This window comes from Parasedimentitalea maritima, from assembly GCF_005771405.1.
GTDB lineage: Bacteria > Pseudomonadota > Alphaproteobacteria > Rhodobacterales > Rhodobacteraceae > Parasedimentitalea > Parasedimentitalea maritima.
In genome coordinates this window covers 351,548-370,143 of record NZ_VAUA01000004.1, presented here as the reverse complement: position 1 = coordinate 370,143, position 18,596 = coordinate 351,548, and the positions used below count along the sequence as shown (strand labels likewise).

Annotated in this window: 17 protein-coding genes; 11 read left to right on the top strand and 6 right to left on the bottom strand. The window is 58.1% G+C overall.

The window, feature by feature from the left end; translation table 11 throughout:
- Positions 1-22: 22 nt before the first annotated feature.
- Genes FEE96_RS10390 through FEE96_RS10375 form a run of 4 tightly spaced genes read right to left on the bottom strand, consistent with a single transcriptional unit; the run spans position 23 to position 3,931 of the window.
- A complete protein-coding gene (locus FEE96_RS10390) occupies positions 23-952 on the bottom strand; it encodes a metal ABC transporter permease (RefSeq protein WP_138162962.1) in 930 nt (309 codons plus the stop codon).
- A complete protein-coding gene (locus FEE96_RS10385) occupies positions 949-2,154 on the bottom strand; it encodes a metal ABC transporter permease (protein WP_138162961.1) in 1,206 nt (401 codons plus the stop codon). The genes FEE96_RS10390 and FEE96_RS10385 overlap by 4 nt, the downstream gene beginning before the upstream one ends.
- Positions 2,155-2,159: 5 nt before the next feature.
- Positions 2,160-2,963: a metal ABC transporter ATP-binding protein gene (locus FEE96_RS10380; RefSeq protein WP_138162960.1), complete on the bottom strand. Its 804-nt coding sequence runs from the start codon at positions 2,961-2,963 to the stop codon at positions 2,160-2,162.
- Positions 2,964-2,965: 2 nt separating this feature from the next.
- Positions 2,966-3,931: a metal ABC transporter solute-binding protein, Zn/Mn family gene (locus FEE96_RS10375; RefSeq protein WP_138162959.1), complete on the bottom strand. Its 966-nt coding sequence runs from the start codon at positions 3,929-3,931 to the stop codon at positions 2,966-2,968.
- Between the two features lie 198 nt (positions 3,932-4,129).
- Between FEE96_RS10375 and deoC the strand changes: the two genes are divergently transcribed.
- Both deoC and FEE96_RS10365 read left to right on the top strand, forming a co-directional pair.
- Complete coding sequence (deoC, locus tag FEE96_RS10370) at positions 4,130-5,119, top strand: deoxyribose-phosphate aldolase (protein WP_138163024.1); 990 nt, start codon at positions 4,130-4,132, stop codon at positions 5,117-5,119.
- Positions 5,120-5,131: 12 nt separating this feature from the next.
- Positions 5,132-7,468, top strand: a complete 2,337-nt coding sequence (locus FEE96_RS10365) for an aldehyde dehydrogenase family protein (RefSeq protein WP_138162958.1) — start codon at positions 5,132-5,134, stop codon at positions 7,466-7,468.
- A gap of 68 nt (positions 7,469-7,536) precedes the next feature.
- Here FEE96_RS10365 and FEE96_RS10360 read toward each other — a convergent pair whose 3' ends face one another.
- Positions 7,537-7,728 (bottom strand): DUF1674 domain-containing protein, encoded by a 192-nt coding sequence (locus FEE96_RS10360; RefSeq protein WP_138162957.1) that lies wholly within the window; start codon positions 7,726-7,728, stop codon positions 7,537-7,539.
- A gap of 87 nt (positions 7,729-7,815) precedes the next feature.
- On the opposite strand from FEE96_RS10360, the gene FEE96_RS10355 reads away from it, so the two are divergent.
- The 7 genes from FEE96_RS10355 to FEE96_RS10325 all read left to right on the top strand — a co-directional run bounded on the left by FEE96_RS10355 (position 7,816) and on the right by FEE96_RS10325 (position 16,420).
- Positions 7,816-9,093: an RsmB/NOP family class I SAM-dependent RNA methyltransferase gene (locus tag FEE96_RS10355; RefSeq protein ID WP_138162956.1), complete on the top strand. Its 1,278-nt coding sequence runs from the start codon at positions 7,816-7,818 to the stop codon at positions 9,091-9,093.
- 92 nt (positions 9,094-9,185) lie between these two features.
- Positions 9,186-10,928, top strand: a complete 1,743-nt coding sequence (locus tag FEE96_RS10350) for a heparinase II/III family protein (RefSeq protein ID WP_138162955.1) — start codon at positions 9,186-9,188, stop codon at positions 10,926-10,928.
- Positions 10,929-10,950: 22 nt separating this feature from the next.
- Positions 10,951-12,540, top strand: a complete 1,590-nt coding sequence (purH, locus tag FEE96_RS10345; RefSeq protein WP_138162954.1) for a bifunctional phosphoribosylaminoimidazolecarboxamide formyltransferase/IMP cyclohydrolase — start codon at positions 10,951-10,953, stop codon at positions 12,538-12,540.
- A 15-nt stretch (positions 12,541-12,555) separates the two neighbouring features.
- Positions 12,556-13,035 (top strand): signal peptidase II, encoded by a 480-nt coding sequence (lspA, locus tag FEE96_RS10340; protein ID WP_138162953.1) that lies wholly within the window; start codon positions 12,556-12,558, stop codon positions 13,033-13,035.
- A gap of 53 nt (positions 13,036-13,088) precedes the next feature.
- The gene (locus FEE96_RS10335; RefSeq protein WP_138162952.1) at positions 13,089-13,604 is read left to right on the top strand and encodes a DUF3035 domain-containing protein; all 516 of its coding nucleotides are present in this window, start codon (positions 13,089-13,091) and stop codon (positions 13,602-13,604) included.
- A gap of 153 nt (positions 13,605-13,757) precedes the next feature.
- The gene (locus FEE96_RS10330) at positions 13,758-15,101 is read left to right on the top strand and encodes a M16 family metallopeptidase (RefSeq protein WP_138162951.1); all 1,344 of its coding nucleotides are present in this window, start codon (positions 13,758-13,760) and stop codon (positions 15,099-15,101) included.
- Entirely contained in the window at positions 15,098-16,420 is a 1,323-nt protein-coding gene (locus FEE96_RS10325; protein ID WP_138162950.1) for a M16 family metallopeptidase, read from the top strand. The genes FEE96_RS10330 and FEE96_RS10325 overlap by 4 nt, the downstream gene beginning before the upstream one ends.
- A gap of 97 nt (positions 16,421-16,517) precedes the next feature.
- On the opposite strand, the gene dapB is transcribed toward FEE96_RS10325, so the two are convergent.
- Positions 16,518-17,327, bottom strand: a complete 810-nt coding sequence (gene dapB / locus FEE96_RS10320) for a 4-hydroxy-tetrahydrodipicolinate reductase (protein WP_138162949.1) — start codon at positions 17,325-17,327, stop codon at positions 16,518-16,520.
- Positions 17,328-17,415: 88 nt separating this feature from the next.
- On the opposite strand from dapB, the gene rbfA reads away from it, so the two are divergent.
- Positions 17,416-17,808: a 30S ribosome-binding factor RbfA gene (gene rbfA, locus FEE96_RS10315; RefSeq protein ID WP_138162948.1), complete on the top strand. Its 393-nt coding sequence runs from the start codon at positions 17,416-17,418 to the stop codon at positions 17,806-17,808.
- Positions 17,805-18,542, top strand: a complete 738-nt coding sequence (locus FEE96_RS10310; protein WP_246079391.1) for a phosphodiester glycosidase family protein — start codon at positions 17,805-17,807, stop codon at positions 18,540-18,542. Before rbfA ends, FEE96_RS10310 begins: the two co-directional genes overlap by 4 nt.
- Positions 18,543-18,596 lie beyond the last annotated feature (54 nt).

Below are 18,596 nucleotides of genomic sequence, written 5' to 3'. Positions count from 1 at the left end.
CCAGCCCAATAGAAGCCCGCGCCTACACGCCAACCGGTGCACCGCTGCGGGTTCGACACGGACCAAACCGCGCCGCGACGGCCAGAATAACGCCAGATACCGTGGCGATCATCCCCGCGGCGCTAACGGCATCTTGCGCACCCAGCCATAGGGGGCCGTAGCCAGCCAGCACATACCCAAAAACGGCAGACAGTACCGCAAAGCCCACGCTCCACGCGACTTGGCCTTCCAGCTGGTTCGACATCATGCGCGCCGCTGCGGGTGGGCAGATGAACATGGCAATCACGATGATGGACCCCACCGCATCAAAAGCGGCCACAGCAGCCACCGCTGCGGTGATCACCAGTGCCAAACCCAGTAGGTTAGTACGGATCCCCAGAGTGCGGGCAAAGCCCTCGTCAAAGGTCGAAATTTTCAACACGCGCCAAAACATGGCAATGAAGAGCGTGACCGCCAGCAGCGTCAGCGCCATACGTGGCAGTTCGACCGGCAGATGCGCCAGCGCTTGCACGTCCAGAAGTGACGACCAACCCACAGCATCCAACCAGATCAGGCTTTCCAGATTACCATACAGCGCGTGTTCCACATCCAGATGCACCGACGAGGTGTCGGTCTGCTCCAGCAGCAACACACCGCCAGCAAACATGGTGGTGAACACCACACCCATTGCAGCACCGGGTTCGATCCGACCCAAACGGCGGATTGCCTCGATCAGCACCACGGCAACCACCGCCGCGCCAGCAGCACCCAGCATCATTGGCGCGGCCGAAATCGCTCCGGTCAGTAGGAACGCGACCACGATGCCCGGCAACACCACATGGCTGATGGCGTCGCCAATCAGCGCCTGTTTCCGCAGCAACAGGAAATTCCCCGGCAGCGCGCAGGCCACAGCAGCAAAGATGCCGATCAGTAGCGGGGTCAGTGACAGGGGGACAAACTCTTCACCGCTCATGCCAGAACTTCCTTTGGGCCGCCAATTTGACGGTCAATTTCGGTAATTTGATCTTGGGTCAACACAGATTCGATCTGACGCAACCCGTCATACAGCGCCGCGGCGGCCTCATGCGCCTGATCGCTACGCACCACCGCCCAGCGCCGCTCGTCGCGCAGCGCCTTGGCCGCGCGGGCCTTGCCCTTATCTGTGGCAACCCCGTCGGCGCGCACCAGCCCACCGTTGCGCAGCAGCCGCAGGGTCAGCTTTTCATAAATGGGTTGTCCTTGTGCCAGTGCCAGCAGGCCCTGACGCAGATGCACCCGGCGCTGAAATCTAAAGTGACGCAATACCGCCGCCAGCACGCCCCTATTGGGGGCGAACAGCAGTGAGAACAGGAACAGCGCAAAACTCACCAACACGATGATCGGGCCGGTGGGCAGGTTTGGGGCCGAAGCCGACATCGCCGCGCCGATATAGGCCGACAGACCACCTGCTAGCCCTGCCAGCAGCACCACATAATCGGATCGCTCGGTCCAGAACCGCGCAGTCACTGCGGGGATGATCAGCAAGGCCACGATAAGAATCAGACCCACGATCTTGAGACCCACCACGGTGACCGCCATGACCAGCCCCATCATCGCCATGTCGATCTTACTGACCGGCAAGCCTCGGGCGGCGGCATATTCAGGATCAAAGGCCACCAGTGTCATCGGACGTCGGATCAGCAGGATCAGCAGCAACGTCACCGCCCCGCCGACCGCGATTACCATCGCATCGGCCCAGAGCATTCCGGCGGTTGATCCCAACAGAAACCCTTCGAGCCCGGCCTGACGGCCCACACCCAACGTTTGGATCACTGTCAACAGCACAATGCCAAAGCCAAAGAACACTGACAGTACCGACCCAATCGCCGCGTCCTCGGCCAGGCGTGTATTGCGGGTCAGCCAGTTCAAGCACCACAGTCCAACACTGGCAGACGCAGCCGAGCCAAGAAGCAACCCAATCAGATTACGGCCGTCGCCGCCAAAGCTGGCCATCAGTAGGAACGCAATGCAGACCCCCGGCAGGGTGGCGTGCGAGATTGCGTCACTTACCAGTGCCCGCTTGCGTAGAAAAAGAAATGTCCCGGTAACGCCTGCGGAAATCCCCAGCAAGGTCGCACCGATAGCCACCAGCGTGGCGTTATAGCCAAGCTGCAACAGCAGAGCATCAATCAACATGTTACTTATCCCAGCGCCAGAGCGAGCTGATCGACCTGTGCCGTTGCCAGACGTCCACCATAGGCCGCCTGCAAGGTCTCAGCGGTAAAGGCCTCAGCCACTGTACCCTCAGCCACCTTACGAGTGTTGATCAGGAACACGTTGTCGAAGTAATCCGCCACAGTCGCCAGATCGTGATGCACCACCACAACGGTTTTACCCGCTTCACGCAGCGATTTGAGTACGCCGATAATGGCCTTCTCGGTCGCGGCATCCACCCCGGCAAAAGGTTCATCCAGCAGGTAAAGGTCAGCGCCCTGTGCCAATGCGCGCGCAAGGAATACACGCTGTTGTTGGCCACCGGACAGTTGGCCAATCTGACGGGTAGCAAAGTCGCCCATACCCACCCGGTCCAGACAGTCCATCGCCTTGGCCTTGTGGTCGCCTCGCAAGCGGCCCAGCAATCCCAGCTCGCGGTACAGGCCCATCAACACCACGTCGATCACCCGTGTTGGAAAATCCCAGTCTACGCTGGCACGTTGGGGTACATAGGCAATGCGCGCACGCTGTGCGTCCAGTGGTTTACCAAACACCTGAATCTGGCCGGAAACTGGAGGGACAATGCCCAGCGCGGCCTTGAGCATGGTGGACTTACCAGCCCCGTTCGGCCCAATAATCGCTGTCATCTTGCCCGGCTCAACCGTCATGTCTACTGAGAACACAGCCGGCTTTTGACCGTAGGAAACAGTCAGACCGCGGATCGCCAAGGGACTGTTTTCCAAGCTCTGCTCTTGGCTTATCTGCCCGTTTGTACTTGCTAAATCCAACATACTCAGGACCCCGCCGACAGTTTGCCTGCCATACCGCGTTCTGGAACTTCGGCGCCCAGCGCCCCACCAATGGTTGAAATATTGTGGTCCAGCATGCCGATGTAGGTGCCTTCATAGGTGCCATCGGCCCCCATCGCATCCGAAAACAACTCGCCGCCAACCCGGACCTCATGTCCCTGCGCGGCAGCCCCCTCGATCAGTGCCCGCATCGAGCGATCCGAAACCGAGCTTTCAACAAAAACTGCACTGATCTGACGTTCGACCAGAAGGTTCACCAGTTCTCCGATCCGGTTCAAGCCAGCCTCTGACTGGGTTGAAATACCCTGAATACCCAGAACCTCGAACCCGTAAGTCCGGCCAAAATATCCAAAGGCATCATGGGCTGTGACCAGCACCTTATTGTTTTCTGGCACGGTTGCCAGCACAGCTTCACCATATGCGACCAGTTGATCCAGATCGGCCAAGTGAGCCTTAGCATTTGCAGAAAAGGTATCAGCGGCTTCCGGACGTGCATCAGTCAGTGCTTTTTGCACTTCGACAACAACCAGCTTCCACAGTACCGGGGTCATCCAGACGTGTGGGTCATATTTGTCAGCATAGGTATCGTGGCTGCGCAGCATGTCCTTGGGCAGCCCTTCGGCCACTGCAACGACCTGACGCTTACGCTCTAGATCGTGAAAGAAGTCACCCATCTGCGCTTCTAGGTACAGCCCGTGCCACAAAACCAGATCGGCGCGGGTCATCGCAACGATGTCTGACCGGGTTTGACGATAGGCATGCGGATCAACACCGGGGCCCATCAAACCGCGCACCTGAACCAGGTCACCGCCAATCTGGCGGGCCGCATCTGCAATCATACCCGTGGTCGCCACAATTTTCAGCGGTGCTTCTGCACGCGCAGACCCCGCCGCCAATGGCAGTGACATCACAATCATCAAGCCCATCAAGGCAACCTGGCGAATCCACATCATCGAAGTCCTTTTACGATCTTATCTCGACTATATATGAGAACCATTCGCAACTAAGTCAACGCAAATGCGACTTATTCGCAAAAAGAGTTGTTTTTTGTCCAAATAGTCAAATTTTTTGTGCGCATCGCGCGCCAGTTGCTTGCGCAAGGGGTCGCAGTCATGGCACCGTCTCCCCCAAGCTTTCGAGGACGCATGATGGACAGTCAAACAACAGAACGCACCGCGCAGCTGCCGCAGGTGACTGAACCGCGCAATCCCGGCATGGCGCTGGATCTGGACTGGGTGGCAGGGGTGCAGGCCAATACCTCGGCCATTGAACGCCGCGCTGCCAGCCTGCCCGGTCGGCGCAGCGTCAAAAAGGACTACCAAGCGGCTTGGTTGCTCAAGGCGATCACCCTGATCGACCTAACCACCCTGTCTGGCGATGATACCGCAGGTCGGGTGCGTCGTCTGTGCTCCAAGGCGCGCCAGCCGGTTCGGACAGAATTGCTCGACGCGCTTGGCGTTGATGGCATCACCACCGGAGCGGTCTGCGTCTATCACGATATGATCGCGCCCGCAGTTCAGGCCCTGCAAGGGTCCGGCATTCCGGTTGCCGCTGTTTCAACCGGATTTCCGGCCGGACTGTCCCCATTTCACCTGCGGCTGGCGGAAATCGAGGAAAGCGTCGAAGCTGGTGCCGAAGAGATCGATATCGTAATTTCCCGGCGGCACGTACTGACGCAGAACTGGCAGGCGTTGTACGATGAAATGAAAGCCTTCCGCACGGCCTGCGGCGACGCCCACGTCAAGGCGATCCTTGCCACGGGTGAGCTGGGAACCCTGCGCAATGTCGCCCGCGCTTCGCTGATCTGCATGATGGCCGGGGCCGATTTCATCAAGACCTCCACCGGCAAGGAAAGCGTCAACGCAACCCTGCCCGTGTCCTTGGTGATGATCCGCGCCATCCGCGACTACCACGAACGCACCGGGTATCGGGTCGGCTATAAACCGGCTGGCGGAATATCCAAGGCCAAGGACTCGCTCGTTTACCTCTCTCTGATCAAAGAGGAACTGGGCGACCGCTGGTTGATGCCAGACCTGTTCCGCTTTGGTGCCTCATCGCTGCTGGGCGATATCGAACGTCAATTGGAACACCACGTCACCGGCGCATACTCGGCGGGCTACCGCCACGCGATGGGATAAGGGATCAGAATTATGTCAATCAAAGAGATTTTTGAAACCATGGACTATGGCCCTGCTCCCGAAAGCGCAGTTGAGGCACTCGCCTGGCTGGTGGATCAAGGTGACCGTTTTGGCCACTTTATCAATGGGGCCTTCACCCCTCCTGCCGATGGATTTGAAAGCCGCAACCCCGCTACAGGTGAGGTTCTGGCCACCCTAACACAGGCTACCCAATCCGACGTCGACTCTGCCGTCACTGCTGCCCGCAAGGCCCAGCCAAAGTGGGAAACTATGGGCGGTCCCGGCCGTGCCAAATATCTCTATGCGCTGGCCCGCCTGTTGCAAAAGCATTCACGCCTGTTTGCGGTTCTTGAAAGCCTCGACAACGGCAAACCTATCCGCGAAGCCCGCGACATCGATATCCCACTGGCGCAACGGCACTTCTATTATCACGCCGGCATGGCACAGCTGATGGAGGCTGAACTTCCGGATGTTCAGGCGTTGGGGGTTTGTGGCCAGATCATCCCGTGGAACTTCCCGCTGCTGATGCTGTCGTGGAAAATCGCCCCAGCTCTGGCAATGGGTAACACCGTGGTGCTGAAGCCCGCCGAATACACCTCATTAACAGCGCTGCTGTTTGCCGACATCTGCAAACAGGCGGGCCTGCCCGCTGGTGTTGTCAATATCGTCACCGGTGACGGAGCCGTAGGCGAGATGATCGTAGCCGCCGAAGTCGACAAGATCGCCTTTACCGGCTCCACCTCGGTTGGCCGCCGCATCCGCGAAGCCACTGCCGGGTCCGGCAAAGGGCTCACGCTGGAGCTGGGTGGAAAATCCCCCTACATCGTCTTCGACGACGCCGACATTGATTCGGCAATCGAAGGCTTGGTGGATGCGATTTGGTTCAATCAGGGCCAGGTCTGCTGCGCCGGCTCTCGCCTTCTGGTGCAAGAGGGCATTGCCGAAACCTTCCACGCCAAGCTGCGCGCCCGGATGGACAAACTACGCATCGGCAACCCCCTGGACAAATGCATCGACGTAGGCGCCATCGTCGACCCGGTTCAGCTGGACACAATCAGCGCATTAGTCGCCGCCAACACCGCAGGCGAGATGTACCAGCCGCAAATCCAAATGCCCGAGGGAGGCTGTTTCTACCCGCCAACCTTGATCGAAGGGCTGACCACCTCGGACAGTTTGATGCAGGAAGAGATCTTTGGCCCGGTGCTGGTTTCCTCTACTTTCCGCACCCCAGCCGAGGCGGTTGAGATCGCAAACAACACCCGCTACGGCCTCGCCGCCACACTTTGGAGCGAAAACATCAATCTGGCACTGGATATCGCACCAAAACTGGTGGCCGGAGTGGTCTGGATCAATGGGACCAATATGTTCGACGCCGCCGCTGGTTTTGGCGGCGTGCGCGAAAGCGGCTTTGGTCGCGAAGGCGGTTGGGAAGGGCTCAGCGCCTATACCAAACCCAAAGGCAAAACCAAACCGCTGGCTCAGGTCAAACCGTTTAAAGGTGATGGCGCCCCCGCAGATCCTCTGGACCGCACTGCCAAAATGTATGTCGGCGGCAAACAGGCCCGTCCCGACAGCGGCTATTCCCAGGCCGTCTTCGGCAAATCCGGTTCCCTGTTGGGCCACGTCGGACTGGCCAACCGCAAAGACGTGCGCAATGCAGTCGAGGCTGCAGCCGGGGCCACAGCCTGGGGCAAGACCACCGGTCACCTGCGGGCTCAAATCCTGTATTACATCGGCGAAAACCTCTCGGCCCGCGCCGATGAATTCGCCAATCGCATAGACAGCATGACCGGGGCAAAGGGCGGCAAAGCCGAGGTCGAAACTTCGATCCAGCGCCTTTTCACCGCCGCAGCCTGGGCCGACAAATATGACGGCCAGGTACATAACGTTCCCATTCGCGGCGTTGCGCTGGCGATGAAGGAGCCCAGCGGTGTAATCGGTGCGCTCTGCGCAGACGAAGCACCGCTACTAGGGTTAGTCTCAGTGATGGCCCCCGCCATCGCCATGGGCAACCGGGTAGTTCTGGCCGCCTCGCAGCCCTTTCCGCTGGCTGCCACCGATTTCTACCAGGTGCTGGACACGTCAGACGTCCCTGCCGGAGTGGTGAATATCCTGACAGGCAGCCATACCGAAGTAGCCAAACCGCTGGCTGCACATCTGAATGTTGACGCGGTCTGGAGCTTCTCGTCCAGCGACCTGTCCTCAACAATCGAGGCGGCTTCTGCTGGCAACTTGAAACGAACCTGGGTCAACAATTCACAGGCATTGGATTGGTCTTTGGATCACTCCAAGCGTTTTCTGCAGGCTGCAACGGAAGTCAAAAACATCTGGGTCCCCTACGGCGAATAAATGGGGGATCCCATTCATCTAGCAACAAATATCCCGGGGGTGTGGGGGCTGGCCCCCACGCTTGCCCTTCAAAAATCGATTGCGATGCCCTTTTTTTCCCAGTCACCATAGCGCGCCGGGTCCAGCCCATCACGACCACCCAGCTCTTTGGGCGGAGGGGATTTGCCCTCAGCCGCCTTGCGACGTTCCTCCGCTTCAGCCAATGCACGCACAGCGGCAGGTGGCAGGTCGGAGGGTTCAGTTGGAGTTTGATCGCTCATCGCGGGTTCCTTTATGCTAATCCCATGATATACGCCCCTGTCCCGTGGGAACAACCCGCATGCCCTCGCCCGCTTTAGGAGCTGAAGATGTCCAAACCCGCCACCCAATCGGCAACACAGGCGCGCCGTAGCGCCATTTATCTGCTGGATCAGGTGTTGGGCGAAAACCGGTTGATGCCCGAAATCCTATCCGCTGGGGCGTTGGACAAGCTCGCTCCCGAAGACAGGGCACGCGCCCAAAGACTGGCAATGGAAACCCTGCGTGGGCTGGAACGCGCCGATCGCCTGCTAAAAAAGCACCTGCGCAAAGCCACGCCTTTGATGGTTCACAATGCACTTCGGCTGGGAACTGTGGAGTTATGTCAAGGTGCGGCTGCCCATGGGGTGGTGAATTCCATGGTCGAGATCGTCTCCAAGCACAAACGCCACGGCAAACTCAAAGGTCTGGTCAACGCTGTGCTGCGCAAGATTGCGGAAGAAGGCCCGCAAGACTGGTCTAGCTTGCGGGTGCCGCGTCTGCCCAAATGGCTGCGCAGCCCTCTGGCCCAGGCCTGGGGCAATCCTGAAATGCTGGAGATTGAAAAGGCGCATTTCAACGGCGCACCACTGGATATCAGTTGCAAACCCGGCACAGACTTGTCCGCTTTGGGTGGCGAAGCCCTGCCCACCGGTTCGATTCGCATTACTGACGCCGGACAGGTTACTGCGCTGCCTGGCTATAGTGATGGTACATGGTGGATACAGGACGCTGCTGCGGCTCTTCCGGCAAAAGTACTGAACATGAAGGCGGGCGAAACCGCTTTGGATCTTTGCGCCGCCCCAGGTGGTAAGACGATGCAAATGGTTGCGGCCGGAGCCAAGGTCACTGCCGTTGATATCTCCAAAGGCCGCATGGCGCGGGTTCAGGAAAACCTGACCCGTACCGGCCTGGTGGCTTCGCTGGTTGTTGGTGATGCACTGGAACAGCAGGGACAATATGATGCCGTCCTGCTTGACGCGCCCTGTTCTGCCACCGGCACCATTCGCCGCCACCCTGACCTGCCCCACGCCAAAGATGGCAGCGAATTTGGGCAATTGATCGAGTTGCAGGCCCAGATGCTGGCGCATGCCTGGACACTGGTCAAACCTGGTGGAAAGCTGTTGTTTTGCACTTGTTCCCTGTTGCCGGACGAAGGCGAATGCCAAGTCGAAGAGGCGCTGGACATGTTCCCTGATATGTCCGTGGATCGCGATGCATTGAACGTACCCGGCGTTGATGCAGCCTGGATTACCAGCGAAGGCGGGCTACGACTGCGTCCGGATTACTGGCCTGACCGTGGTGGCATGGATGGATTCTATATGGCTTGTCTGCGCAAAGCCGCCTAGGTCTTACTTCCTCACGCATTCAATCGGTGACTTGAGGCTCTGCCCGCGCTATGCTCCAGCCAAACGCCAGCAGAGCGTATGAGGCAGAGAGCATGTCCAGACACGATAGATTGGCGAGTCGGAGTACTCGTTTTATGAACCGCCTATATGCGCGACTGTCCCGCAGACAGCCCGCTGCAACCGGATTCGTATCACAACCCGAACCACGCACCATTGGCAGCTTTGCCCGTGGCCGACAGTTGGTGGCGGGAAACCTGCTGTTTGCCGGATATCTAGTCGAATCACCCACCACCGGGTTGTGGGACGTCGAAGCACCCGACACGGCCTTTGATGCCGAGCGCAACGGCTTTTCCTGGCTCGACGATCTGGCCTCGGTCGGCGACTTACCAGCCCGTGAGAAAGCCCAGAAATGGCTGTGGGGCTGGATCGACTCTCATGGTAATGGCGGGGGCCTTGGCTGGTCGCCGGATCTAACCGGTCGCAGGGTCATCCGCTGGATCAACCATGCCCTGTTCCTGTTACGCGGGCAGGACAAAGAAGCCAGCGAAACATTCTACCATTCCCTGTCGCAACAGACGTGGTTCTTATCCCACCGCTGGAAGGGTGCCTCTCCCGGGTTGCCAAGGTTTGAGGCGCTGACCGGTTTGATTTACGCCGGGTTAGCACTGGAAGGGCGCGAAGAATTGGCTGACCCCGCGATCAAGGCCCTTGCGCAGGAATGCCAGCAGCAGATTGATGATCAGGGCGGTCTTCCAACCCGCAACCCCGAAGAGCTTCTCGAAGTTTTCACCCTGTTATCATGGGCCGCAGCGGCCCTGCACGAGGCAGGACGCACCGTCCCCCCCGCCCATACCGCAGCAATCGAACGCATTGCCCCTACCCTGCGCACTTTGCGACACAGTGATGGCGGGCTGGCTCGGCTTCATGGCGGCGGACGTGGGCTGGAAGGCTGGCTGGACCACGCATTGGCCGCCAGTCATGTCGTCGAGAGTAAAACCGACGGGTTGGCAATGGGATATGCACGGCTTTCAGCTGGGCGTAGCTCCGTTATTATCGACGCCAGCGCACCACCAACCGGTGCGGCGTCAACCAACGCTCACGCGTCAACATTGGCGTTTGAGCTGACCTCAGGGCGGCGGCCTTTGGTCGTCAACTGCGGCTCCGGCGAGGCCTTTGGCGTAGAATGGCGCCGTGCCGGACGGGCGACGCCGTCGCATTCAACTCTTTGTATTGAAGGTCACTCCAGCGCCCGGCTCAGTGCGCCACAAAAAGGCACCAGCCACGAGATACTGATCGAATCACCAGATCAGGTCCCGGTTGAGATGAGCGAAATTGCCAGCGGATTTCGATTCCAAGGCGGGCACAATGGTTTTGACCGCCACTTTGGCCTGACCCACGCTCGCAGCCTTGAACTGTCTTTTGATGGCCGATCGCTGTCAGGAGAAGACATGCTGCTGACGATTGAAGATGAGTCCAAGCACAAGTTCGACAAGGCTATGGATGCGCTATCGCTGGGCGGTGTTGGTTTTGATATACGGCTACATCTACATCCCGAAGTGGACGCCGCACTTGACTTGGGTGGCTCAGCAGTATCCATGGCGCTGAGAAGCGGTGAAATCTGGGTATTCCGCCACGATGGAAACTGCGAATTGAAGTTGGAGCCCAGCGTTTATCTGGAAAAAACCCGCCTGAAACCGCGCGCGACAAAACAGATCATTTTATCCGGACGAGCAATGCAGTATGCGACGCGCATCCGGTGGACGCTCAGCAAGGCGCAAGAGACTGCAATTGCCGTGCGCGACCTGAATCGGGATGACCCCGAGATCTTTGACTGAGCCTGCAAAGGACTGCCCTGCCATGACCGAGTTTCACCCCGTACGCCGTGCGCTGCTTTCTGTTTCCGACAAAACTGGCCTGATTGAGCTGGGCAAGGCGCTGGCTGAGCGCGGTGTCGAACTGCTTTCGACTGGCGGCTCTGCCAAGGCGTTGCGCGATGCAGGCCTGACGGTCAAAGATGTGTCCGACGTAACCGGCTTCCCCGAAATGATGGACGGTCGCGTCAAAACACTGCACCCAAACGTGCATGGTGGATTGCTGGCGCTGCGCGATAACGACGATCACGTCGCTGCCATGGATAAACATGGTATCGCAGCCATCGATCTTCTGGTGGTGAACCTCTACCCGTTTGAGGCCACCGTGGCCAAAGGCGCTGATTATGACACCTGCATCGAAAACATCGACATAGGCGGCCCAGCCATGATCCGCGCGGCAGCCAAAAACCATGGCTTTGTCAACGTTGTGGTAGACGTCGAAGACTACGAAAAGCTGTTGGGTGATATGGATCAGCACGAGGGTGCCACCTGCCCACGGTTCCGCAAAAAACTGGCGCAAAAGGCCTATGCCCGCACAGCGGCCTACGACTCGGCTGTATCCAACTGGATGGCATCCGCGCTAGAACTAGAAGCCCCCAAGCGCCGTGCCTTTGCGGGTGAGCTGAAGCAGACACTGCGCTATGGTGAAAACAGCCACCAAAAGGCTGCTTTTTATACCGATGGATCTGACCGTCCCGGCGTTGCCACCGCAGTTCAGCTGCAGGGCAAGGAACTGTCCTACAACAACATCAACGATACCGACGCCGCCTATGAGCTGGTTGCCGAGTTCGACCCCGCCGAAACCGCCGCCGTTGCAATTATCAAACACGCCAACCCCTGTGGTGTGGCCCGTGGCGCAACTCTGGCCGAAGCCTATCAACAAGCGTTTGATTGCGACCGCACCTCTGCCTTTGGTGGTATCGTCGCCTTGAACCAGCCGCTGGACGCTGAGACGGCTGCAAAAATCACAGAAATCTTCACCGAAGTTGTGATTGCACCCGGCGCATCCGACGAAGCCAAGGCAATCTTTGCAGCAAAGAAAAACCTGCGCCTGTTGCTGACTGATGGTCTGCCAGACACCCGCGCATCCATTGTGGCCTACAAGCAAGTTGGCGGCGGCATGCTGGTTCAGGACAAAGATGTTGGCTACGTCAATCTCAGCGATCTGAAAGTTGTGACTGAAAAAGCCCCGACAGACGAGCAGATGCAAGATCTTCTGTTCGCCTGGAAAGTGGCCAAACACGTCAAATCCAACGCCATTGTCTATGTCAAAGATAACGCAACTGTTGGTGTGGGTGCTGGCCAAATGAGCCGTCTCGACAGCGCCAATGTTGCTGCCTCCAAGGCGCAGCGCATGGCAGATGTTCTGGGACTGGATGAAAGTCTGGCCAAGGGGTCTGCCGTGGCCTCGGACGCATTCTTCCCCTTTGCGGATGGTTTGCTGGAAGCCGCTGCAGCGGGTGCCACCTGCGTTATCCAACCCGGTGGATCGATGCGCGATGACGAAGTAATCAAAGCAGCCAATGACGCGGGCATTGCGATGGTATTCACCGGCATGCGCCACTTCCGTCACTAAAAAGGACAGCAGGGCATGGGCACACGTTGGATGATCTGGGGCGCAGTAATTGCGTTCCTGTTCGATCAGATTAGCAAATACCTGGTGATACACTCGATGGAGTTGTCCCGTGTTCACGCTATCGACGTGTTCCCACCCCTGTTGAACTTTCGTTATGGCGAAAACACTGGTATCAACTTCGGCTTGTTTGGCGACGGGTCTGATGCGTCACGCTGGATCCTGATTGGGTTGTCCTTGGTCATCTGTGTCGTGGTCGCGGTTTGGATCCGGGGCTGGCATCCATCACGATGGATGCAGCTGTCGGCGGGCCTAGTTATTGGTGGCGCTCTGGGCAACGTCGCCGACCGGCTGCTCTATGGCTATGTGCTGGACTTTCTCAACATGTCGTGTTGTGGCCTTCAAAATCCATTTGTTTTCAACATTGCGGATGTCTTTATCTTTGCTGGCGCCGCTGGTTTGGTCTTGTTCGAAGGACGAGGCAAAAAGGCTACGTGACCTTAAGGTTTAAATACTGTAAAAGCGCGTGAAACAGGCAGGAGTACGGGGCCATGCGGATCCCTCTGAGTGTATTTATTCTGACCACAGCCGTGGTTCTTGCGGGCTGCGGTTCAAAAGGGCTGCGCAGCTTGCAGCAACCCAGCACCGGGCCTGATGAATTTCTGGTAATGCCTGCCAAACCTCTGACTGAGCCAGAAAACTACTCAGCATTGCCCGCGCCAACCCCAGGCGGAGCCAATCTAACCGACCAAAACCCCTTGGCTGATGCTGTGGTTGCTTTGGGCGGTAATGCCGCATCACTGAACGCAGGCGGTGCCATTCCAAATAGTGACGGCGCTCTGGTGACTGCCTCCAGCCGTTATGGTGTCGAACCAAACGTTCGGGCCTCACTCGCAACTGAAGACGCAGCCTTTCGCAAGCGCGAAAACAGAACAGCGCGGTTCAAACTGTTTAATGTTGATCGCTACGAAGAAGCTTACAGAAAAGAAGCCATCAATCCGTTCAGGATCAACCATCTGTTCAGGAACTCCGGTTTTAGCACTCCTTCAGCGCCTCCAGGGCAATAACGCTCACGTTTTCGACAGATCAGCCACGTCATAGCTTGACCGCAACCGATAAGACCCTGACATATCACTTGAAACGTCTCTAGGCTGAGTTGTGTGTATTGCAGTTGCAATGACACCTGCAAGCTGGCCTGAGCAAAACAAGGAGGATGCCGCATGATCAAAGGGATCACATGGGCGAGTGCGATCGTCTCGGCCAGCTGGGCTGCCGCCGCTTTCGCAAGCGAAGAACTGGTTTCCAACTTCACGCTTGGCAATGGCATGCAAGTGGTGGTGGTCGAAGATCACCGCGCCCCGGTTGTACAGCATATGGTCTGGTACCGGGCAGGTTCAGCGGATGAGCCAAAAGGCCAGTCTGGCGTGGCGCACTATCTGGAACACCTGCTGTTCAAAGCCACAGAGACGCTGGAATCAGGTGAGCTATCAGCGACTGTTGCCGCCAATGGCGGCAAAGATAATGCCTTTACCAGCTACGACTACACCGCTTACTACCAGCGCGTCGCCGCCGACCGGCTAGAACTGATGATGCGGATGGAAAGCGACCGCATGGTCAATATCCGCTTGACCGAGCGCGACATTGAAACCGAGCGTGAGGTAATCCTGGAGGAGCGCAATCAGCGGACCGACAACAACCCGCGCGCGCTCTTTCGCGAGCAGTCAAATGCGGTGCAATACCACAATCACCGCTATGGCGTACCCATCATCGGCTGGCGCCATGAAATGGAGACTCTGGACATGGAGGATGCGTTATCCTTCTACGGCACCTATTACGCCCCTAACAACGCCATCCTGGTGGTTTCAGGCGATGTTGACCCGGACGAAGTAAACCGATTGGCCGAACAGTATTACGGTGTAATCCCAGCCAACCCCGACTTGCCCGACCGCTTGCGCACCGAGGAACCTCCACAAACTGCGGCACGTCGACTGACCTTCAAAGACGCCCGCGTCGCCCAGCCCTATGTACAGCGCTCATATCTGGCACCAGAACGGGATGCCGGAGATCAACAGCAAGCCGCAGCACTCTTTTTGTTATCCGAACTGCTTGGTGGTGGCACAACGTCTTATCTGACCAACGCCCTACAATTCGAACAACAGGTCGCAGTTTACACCGGCGCGTTCTACTCAGGCATTTCACTGGACGACACAACCTTTTCATTTCTGGTTGTGCCCGCCGAAGGCATATCGCTGCAACAGGCCGAAGAGGCACTGGACCAGACTTATGCTGCCTTTTTGGAAGATGGCGTAGATGCAGAGCAGCTGGACCGGATCAAACTGCAACTGCGAGCTTCTGAAATTTATGCGCGTGACAACGTCGATGGCATCGCTAACCGCTATGGCCGGGCGCTGACCTCGGGACTGACAATCGAGGATGTTCAAGCTTGGCCCGACATTTTGCAGGCCGTTACAGCTGACGAAATTATCGCAGTTGCGAAACAGGTGCTCCGCCCCGAGGTCTCGGTGACCGGCTGGTTGATGCGGGATGAGGAGGCAATCCAATGATGGGTTTCAAACAGGTGATGGCGGCCCTGGCCGCCTGTGTGTTGGCCTTGCCGGCACTGGCTGAGGTGAAAATCAAAGAAGTCACCTCACCGGGTGGTATCACCGCTTGGCTGGTCGAGGATCACTCAATCCCTTTCACCGCACTAGAGTTACGGTTTCGTGGCGGCACCTCACTGGATGCCCCCGGCAAACGGGGCGCCATTTATCTGATGGCTGGTCTGCTCGAAGAGGGCGCAGGCGACCTGATGGCGCAGGACTATGCCAAAGCTCTCGAAGGGCTGGCGGCGTCGTTCTCCTATGACACCAGCAAAGACAGCGCTTCGATTTCCGCCCGTTTCCTGAGCGAAAACCGGGGGGAAGCCATCGCTTTGCTGCGCGACACCATCCATACGCCCCGGTTTGACCAAATTGCTCTGGATCGGGTACGTGGTCAGGTCCTGTCCGGTCTACGCTCGGATGCCAAAGACCCCAATGACATTGCAGGCCGCGCCTTTGCGGCCATGGCCTATGGCGATCACCCGTATGGTACGGATGGTAAAGGCACCATCGAGAGCGTCACAGCGCTCAATCGGCAAGATATCGTTGATGCCCACCAGGCGGTCTTTGCCCAGGATCGGCTCTATGTGGGTGCAGTGGGAGATATTGATGCAGAGCAGTTGGGCAAGTTGTTGGATACATTGCTCGGCGATCTGCCCGAAACGGGCGCTGTAATCCCCGGCCCTGCCGAGGTTACCATTCCCGGTGGTGTCACCGTGGTTGACTTTGACACCCCACAATCGGTGGCTCTGTTTGGTCAGATCGGCATCGACCGCGATGATCCACGGTTCTTTACCGCCTATGTGATGAACCAAATCCTTGGAGGTGGCTCATTTGCAAGCCGCTTGATGAGTGAGGTACGCGAAAAGCGTGGTTTGACCTATGGCGTATATTCTTACTTGGTGCCACGTGATCTGGCAGCGGTCTATATGGGCTCTGTCGCTTCGGCCAACGGCAAAGTCGCAGAAGCGGTCCATGTGATCCGCGAGGAATGGCGCCGGATGGCCACCGATGGCATAACGCCAAAGGAATTGCAGGATGCTCAGACCTATCTAACGGGCGCCTACCCGCTGCGATTTGATGGCAATAGTCCCATTGCCTCGATCATGGTGGGAATGCAGATGCAGGGCCTGCCGATCGACTACATTGCCACCCGAAACGACAAAGTGAACGCCGTGACGCTGGAAGATGTGAACCAGCTGGCCGCTGAATTACTGGATCCTGACGGGTTGCATTTTACAGTGGTTGGCCGCCCCGAGGGGCTGGAAACGTCGTCTGAATAATCCCAAACGGCGGCAGTTCAACCTGCCGCCGTTGCTTCATCTAGCTACAAATATCCCCGCCGGAGGCAGCGGCCCAAGACCGCTCACCCGGCCTTTGTTACAGCCCCAAGACATCAACCATATCATACTGGCCCGGGGCCTTGTCCTGCCCCCACAACGCCGCCTTTAGCGCACCACGGGCAAAGATTGCCCGGTCTGTTGCCATATGGCGCAGCACAATGCGCTCACCTGCAGCAGCAAATAGCACGTCATGTTCTCCGACGATGTCGCCACCACGAATGGCGCTGAACCCGATATCACCCCGCTTGCGCGCGCCAATGATGCCATCACGGCCACTGTCAGACACGTCTGACAGGGTCACACCCCGACCCTCTGCTGCGGCTTCCCCCAGCATCAAGGCTGTGCCTGAAGGTGCGTCCACTTTGTGATGGTGATGCGCCTCGATCACCTCGATGTCGAAATCGTCATCCAATGCAGCCGCAACCTTCTTGGTCAGCTGAACCAGCAGGTTCACGCCCAGGCTCATATTGCCAGCCCGCACAATGGCGGCATGACGCGCAGCAGGTTCAAGCTGGGCAATCTGCGCCTCGGACATCCCCGTAGTCCCGATCACATGCACCGCCCGCGCCTGCGCTGCCAGCGCGGCAAACTCCAGCGTCGCTTCGGGTGCCGTGAAATCAATCACCGCCTGTGCTTTGGAAAACGCCTCTAGCGCGTCGTCGGTCACGTTGACACCAATCGCCGCTCCGCCCATCGCAACACCGACATCCTGACCAACCCAGGCATGACCCGAACGTTCGACGACACCCACCAGTCGTGCCTTGTCGCTGTCCAGCACTGTTCGGATCAGCATCTGCCCCATCCGCCCTGACCCACCGGTAATCACGATCCCTGGCCTATCCGTCATCTGCCCTACCCTTTTCTCTCAAGCTGCTTTTTTCCTAACCGCTCTGGCACCGCTTGGCAAAGTCTCACTTTGTGCTTAAATCGGATGTATGGCTAAGAACAAATTCAATGATGGTGCTCCTTCTCAACGACAACTGCGTGTTGGCGAACTCATCCGACGTGCCTTGTCGGAAGTGTTGGCGCGTGGCGACGTCCATGATGCCGAGCTGAACCGTCTCTCTATCACCGTCGGCGAGGTTCGCACCTCTCCCGATCTCCGTATCGCCACCTGTTATGTGCTGCCACTGGGCGGCAAAGGCAAAGAGGATGTGCTGAAACTGCTCGCCAAGAACATGGGAGAGCTGCGCCGTCTGGTGTCCAAAAAGACCGCGCTGAAGCATTCGCCCGAGTTCCGGTTCCGTCTGGACGAGACCTTTGATCGGATGGATGAAACTGAACGGCTGCTGAACCAGGACGTGGTACGCCGCGACATCGAAGAGTGATCAGGGCGCTGCTGGTATTGCTGGCAGCGCTTGGTGCTGCCCCTGTTGCAGCGCTGGACTGCAATGACATCGCCTATGATGGCAACCGCTTCACGGTGTGCGAGGTCGACGCCTCCACGGAAAAACTCCAACTGTTCCTGCGTGACGATCAAGGCAAGGTATATGGCCAGTTTTCCGCGATCGACGCGGCGCTGGCGCAAGACGGTCAAAAACTCGCCTTTGCCACCAATGCCGGTATGTATCACTCCGACCGTTCGCCGGTCGGTCTATACATCGAAAACCAACAGCAACAGATGCGGCTGATCCCCAACGCCGGCCCCGGTAACTTTGGCCTACTGCCCAATGGCGTGTTCTGCATGCGCCCCGGACGTGCCGATGTCTATGAAAGTCTGCAGTATCGTGATTCGGGCATCAACTGCACCCACGCCACCCAATCCGGCCCGATGTTAGTGATCGACGGCGAGTTGCATCCTCGGTTTTTGGTCGACTCAAATTCCTACTATATCCGCAACGGCGTTGGCACCTCGGAAGATGGCAAACGCGTTGTCTTTGCCATTTCCCGCAACGCCGTCACCTTTCACCAGTTCGGCCGCTTGTTTCGCGACCACCTGAAGCTCCCCAGCGCGTTGTATTTCGATGGTAACATTTCTCGCCTGCACGCGCCCTCTGTGGGACGTAGCGATAACGGGTTCATGATGGGACCAGTGGTGGGTGTGGTTGAGGCAAATGACTAGCCAGTAAGTCGACGGTGCGTGCAAGCACACACCCTACGTTAGCCGAACGGTTGC

Excerpts from the sequence above, each read along its gene's own strand:
- FEE96_RS10390 (WP_138162962.1), bottom strand. The coding sequence starts at position 952 with ATGAGCGGTGAAGAGTTTGTCCCCCTGTCACTGACCCCGCTACTGATC.
- FEE96_RS10385 (WP_138162961.1), bottom strand. The coding sequence starts at position 2,154 with ATGTTGATTGATGCTCTGCTGTTGCAGCTTGGCTATAACGCCACGCTG.
- FEE96_RS10380 (WP_138162960.1), bottom strand. The coding sequence starts at position 2,963 with ATGTTGGATTTAGCAAGTACAAACGGGCAGATAAGCCAAGAGCAGAGC.
- FEE96_RS10375 (WP_138162959.1), bottom strand. The coding sequence starts at position 3,931 with ATGTGGATTCGCCAGGTTGCCTTGATGGGCTTGATGATTGTGATGTCA.
- deoC (WP_138163024.1), top strand. The coding sequence starts at position 4,130 with ATGGACAGTCAAACAACAGAACGCACCGCGCAGCTGCCGCAGGTGACT.
- FEE96_RS10365 (WP_138162958.1), top strand. The coding sequence starts at position 5,132 with ATGTCAATCAAAGAGATTTTTGAAACCATGGACTATGGCCCTGCTCCC.
- FEE96_RS10360 (WP_138162957.1), bottom strand. The coding sequence starts at position 7,728 with ATGAGCGATCAAACTCCAACTGAACCCTCCGACCTGCCACCTGCCGCT.
- FEE96_RS10355 (WP_138162956.1), top strand. The coding sequence starts at position 7,816 with ATGTCCAAACCCGCCACCCAATCGGCAACACAGGCGCGCCGTAGCGCC.
- FEE96_RS10350 (WP_138162955.1), top strand. The coding sequence starts at position 9,186 with ATGTCCAGACACGATAGATTGGCGAGTCGGAGTACTCGTTTTATGAAC.
- purH (WP_138162954.1), top strand. The coding sequence starts at position 10,951 with ATGACCGAGTTTCACCCCGTACGCCGTGCGCTGCTTTCTGTTTCCGAC.
- lspA (WP_138162953.1), top strand. The coding sequence starts at position 12,556 with ATGGGCACACGTTGGATGATCTGGGGCGCAGTAATTGCGTTCCTGTTC.
- FEE96_RS10335 (WP_138162952.1), top strand. The coding sequence starts at position 13,089 with ATGCGGATCCCTCTGAGTGTATTTATTCTGACCACAGCCGTGGTTCTT.
- FEE96_RS10330 (WP_138162951.1), top strand. The coding sequence starts at position 13,758 with ATGATCAAAGGGATCACATGGGCGAGTGCGATCGTCTCGGCCAGCTGG.
- FEE96_RS10325 (WP_138162950.1), top strand. The coding sequence starts at position 15,098 with ATGATGGGTTTCAAACAGGTGATGGCGGCCCTGGCCGCCTGTGTGTTG.
- dapB (WP_138162949.1), bottom strand. The coding sequence starts at position 17,327 with ATGACGGATAGGCCAGGGATCGTGATTACCGGTGGGTCAGGGCGGATG.
- rbfA (WP_138162948.1), top strand. The coding sequence starts at position 17,416 with ATGGCTAAGAACAAATTCAATGATGGTGCTCCTTCTCAACGACAACTG.